1 protein-coding gene is annotated in these 2,767 nt (G+C 39.3%); it reads right to left on the bottom strand.

Annotation, left to right across the window (positions count from 1 at the left end):
• Positions 1–402: 402 nt before the first annotated feature.
• Positions 403–2,767, bottom strand: a 2,365-nt coding sequence (locus tag F6K37_RS37210) for a hypothetical protein (RefSeq protein ID WP_287256015.1), incomplete at its 5' end; no start/stop codon positions are given.

The following is a 2,767-nucleotide window of genomic DNA, read 5'->3' as shown; positions in this document are numbered from 1 at the left end:
CATTTGTATGTTAATTTTATTAGGAGTAGGGTGCGTTAATGAAATGTAACGCACCATTTGTATGTTAATTTTATTAGGAGTAGGGTGCGTTAATGAAATGTAACGCACCATTTGTATGTTAATTTTATTAGGAGTAGGGTGCGTTAATGAAATGTAACGCACCATTTGTATGTTAATTTTCGGTGCATTACGCTTACGCTAACGCACCCTACTTGATCTACTTGATCACTTAATCACGGTGCGTTACGCTTACGCTAACACACCCTACTTGATCTACTTGATCACTTAATCACGGTGCGTTACGCTTACGCTAACACACTACTTGATCACGGTGCGTTACGCTTACGCTAACACACCCTACTTGATCACTTAATCACTTAATCACGGTGCGTTACGCTTACGCTAACACACCCTACCACTATTTAATATATTTCTAACTTCAGTTAAAAACGCCAAGCAATTAAAATTCCCCTGACCTCTCATATGATTAAACAAGGACAAAGCCCCAACGGAATAATCCCCAATCAGATTTTCGTAAGGGTCTAACTTAAAGCTAATCTCTCTTGCCTTCTGGTATCGCCAAAAGTGAAACAGACTCAAATACTGAACTATGTCTTGTTTCAGAGGAGTATCATACATCAAACCATTGCGAATATCTTGATCATCCAGTATCCCCTCATAGATATTCAACAACGTCGCATAAGAAATCACTCCATTATAATTGCGCTGCTCCCCTGGCACCTCAATGCCATTAAAAAGATTAAAAAACACCACCGATTGCTTACTTTCCTCTGCCATTAATTTAGTCAACTTCTCCGTATCCTGAATATACAACGAACTGGCCCCAATTTTTTTTAGCTTTACCACATAGTACTTATCAAAAAATATTGGATAGATTTTGATATCCTTATGCTCCCCTTTTAAAGCACGGATAACATCCTTGGACATAAAGAATAATCCATCATCATCCTGAGACTGAGTCATATGTAAAGTACTGGTATAGGGAGCCTTAGCCACATAGATAAAATGTTTGTATCCGTTTTTATCATAAAGCTTGGTAACTTGATCAATTACAACCGTTGGTTCCTGAAACAATCGTTGGTGGTCATAATTACCAGAGAAAGTGGTCAGTAACTGTAACCTGACTGCACCATCATTTCGACGGATTACTCCCACCACTTCTCCCATCAAGTTCGATCGTTTGTGCCGACTCCCCCATTTGCTATCACTTTCCCGACTGGAAACTACAATAATTGCTAACTTCTCCAATGGCTGATAGCCTTGGGGATAGTGTAAGGGCTGATTGAAACGAAACCTTTTCGGCAATACCGAGTAGAGAGAGGTCATCACATTAGGAATTTTATAAGAACTTAAATCCCTGATATCAATTCCTTGAGTATTCGACCGATGTTTCTGATTCAGTAAATGAGACAATACCATACACAACGATAGCAAAAATTTTTCGATGGGAGCCTCATCCTCCTTATTACTCAGATGCAATCGTAAAATCGGAATAAATAAACGCTTTTGCTCCTGCAACAGCAGTCTCAAACAGATATAAGCCAGCAAAGCAAAAGTAAACCGATAAACAAAAGCCCCTTGGGAGTCTAAAGGATTATTCTTGTCTATTTTATAGGGAAACAGCATTAACTTATGCTGCTTAAAACACTGGTTGTATATGTCTGTAGCCCTATTGTCTCTTGGTACCAATAGTATCGGGAGCGCTTTAATCCCAGTGATGTCATCATACTCCATACTGAAGGATTGCTGCTCATCCTCAGCACAATAGCGAATATCACTAATTCTGATATTCGCTTCCAGACTACAAACCGAATCTCCGCCAGCATTTGCCTCTCGAATCGATAGATACTTCAGAACGTTTTTGGGATTACCTCCCAAAACCTCCTTAAACAAAGTCTGCCTAGTCTGAATATTACTAATATCGTTTTCTAAAATGCCTTTTTTTACAGAAATATGGAGAGGATACCCTGGGCTTGATAACCTAGTCTTGTATTTTATAGTATTTGTCAAACAGTCTTTTAGCTGATCAATTTTAGACTGAACATTATACTTATCGAACCCTTTGATGATTCCTCTAAACATGTCCTGCTTCTCACTGTCCTTCGATTCTCGTAGCCTGGGCAAAACCTTTTCCTCAAAGGCATTAATAGGATCGTACTTTAGGTCAGACGTAGGAGTATAGCCGGGATCAGAGGGGTCATTACCAGCAAACACAAAGTAGTACAAAAACACAATAGTCAAAACTTTTCTAGCAAAAGCTTCTCGTTTTGAAACATCTTTCAGTAACTCTTGATGCTCCTGACTATCGGGATTAATCAGATTAAGCGAATACTCAAAAACCCGTTTACTACCATGAGCATGAACCTTACCATCCAACTTGAGCTTAAGTCCAAAAATAAACTGTAATTCTCCCCACCCTTCATCGGTACTTTCTCCCAAGTATCCCTCTATTATCGGAATAATTGGCAACCGATTAAAGGCATCTGCCCTCGAAAAAACGTCTCTGTAGTTAACCGATACCTCAGCATAATTAACCAAGTACTCCCCATCTGCCTTATTGATATCATTGATGTAGTGATTAATCAGCTTAAGTCGGCGAATCAAATCCTCCAGATAGATAGCAGCTTTAGCATTACCAGGACTAGCACTAGTATTAATCGCTCTTTTAAGAATCTCTAAGTAATGAATCTGGGCTTGTTTCTTAAGTTGACCAAGGGTTTCCGTATCCGCAATGTGCTTCAGTCGG

The organism is Moorena sp. SIO4E2 (assembly GCF_010671945.1).
Lineage (GTDB): Bacteria > Cyanobacteriota > Cyanobacteriia > Cyanobacteriales > Coleofasciculaceae > Moorena > Moorena producens.
This window is presented reverse-complemented; position numbering and strand designations above follow the sequence as displayed.